Below are 1,609 nucleotides of genomic sequence, written 5' to 3' on the forward strand. Positions count from 1 at the left end.
TTGCCGTTTTGTCGAGTGATGCCGAGCTTGTCGGGGCTTGACTGGTCAGCGGGCTGGTTGTGTTGGCCGTTGCCGTTTTATCGCTGGGTGCCAAGCTTGACAGGGCTTCGCTGGACAGCGGGCTGACTGTGTTGGCCATTGCCGTTTTGTTGAAAGATGCCGAGGTTGTCAGGAATTGGCTGGACAGTTGGTCATCCGTGTTGGCCATTGTCGTTGTATTGAGTGGTGTCATTACCGGTTGTTGTGCGGTTGTATCAGCCATCCCGGTTTTATTGACAAAAGCTGCCGTTGGCTGAGGTAACGAACTATTTAGCGAGGTAGCAGGTGAACGGGCAGGTGCGGAGGTAGTGGCTGTTGTTGAACAGTTCCAATGGTCTTCAAAGAACGAGTCAGGCATTAGATGACAATCGTCGTTCACAATACGTGCATCTGCCGTACTACATAAACCTCGTAGATTAACTCTGCCAATGTTTGTCAGTTTACCGTTAACCCTGCTGTTCAGGGATGCAGTACCCGACACATCACCTGTTCCGAACCTGGAACCAACGCCAATGTCCTCATTCAAACCCTTGACTTTACAGTTCACTGCGGTGATGTCTGTCACTTGCCCCATACTCAGGCCTGCACCAATAGCAGCATAAAATTTAGCTGAAACAGAACAATTGATGGCTGTTATGCCGTTGATCTCACTGCCATTATTAACTACATTGCCAGCTCCAATTGCAGCAAATTGTTTATTGCTGACATGGCTATTCAGGGCAACAAGCTCGCTGACCTTGCCAAAAAAAATACCAAGCGAATCATAACGGCCCACCTCTCCACCACCAATGGCAGCATTCCCGCCGTTTTCTGCAACTGTGACCCGACAGTTGTTTACGGTGAGTTGTTTTATCTCGCCGGTGACCTGCCCACCACCGATAGCGACTGGATATTGAGCAACTGCGCTGGTAACGTTAGTCCCTGCAACGGTCATGCGCTCGATGTTACCCTCAACCCATCCTGCCCCGACTCCGGTATAGGTATGCTGGCCTGAAGTAGTGACTGAGCAGTTAACAATATCGATATCTGTCAGATTGCTGCCTTTACCCAATAACCCGGTGATCACTCCGGTGGTGGCTGGATCGTGTACAGTTCCCGACAGGCGGGTTGAAACGATACCATGTTCAACCCGGACATGGCTGATTGCAGATTCACCGGACATTTTACAGGCCAATACGGCAGAGTGCTGGTCAGGTTGATCAATGGTGGCATAGGCCAAGTCAGATTGTTCAATGGTGGCATAGGCAATACGCAGGTTCTCGACTTTGGCACCGAACCCGAGTTCACCGAACGTACAGTTTTTCAGATCGCGTATGGTATGGCACCCACCGTCGTAATGGCCCTGGAATGGCCTGGTGCCATTTCCAACCGGAACGCCGGTGTTATGACTGAAACTTTGTGTCTGAAGGTAGTGAGCGTCAGGGGGATAGCCTGGCTGACCGATTTTGCCCAGTGTTGCACTGTCCTTAACGAGTATCGGGTGGGACTGGCTCCCTGGCTCACCTTCTGCGGGCCGGGCCGCAGCACCCGCCAGCTGATCCATCGCCATCAGGGTGACGGTTGCCATGGC

1 protein-coding gene is annotated in these 1,609 nt (G+C 52.0%); it reads right to left on the bottom strand.

Annotated elements, in window-relative coordinates:
* Positions 1 to 1,609 (bottom strand): hypothetical protein (locus KDK14_RS13725; protein WP_257265736.1); only part of this gene is annotated, 1,609 nt, incomplete at both ends.

Origin of the sequence: Endozoicomonas sp. ONNA2, assembly GCF_024606365.1 — a bacterium.
Taxonomy (GTDB): Bacteria; Pseudomonadota; Gammaproteobacteria; order Pseudomonadales; family Endozoicomonadaceae; genus Endozoicomonas.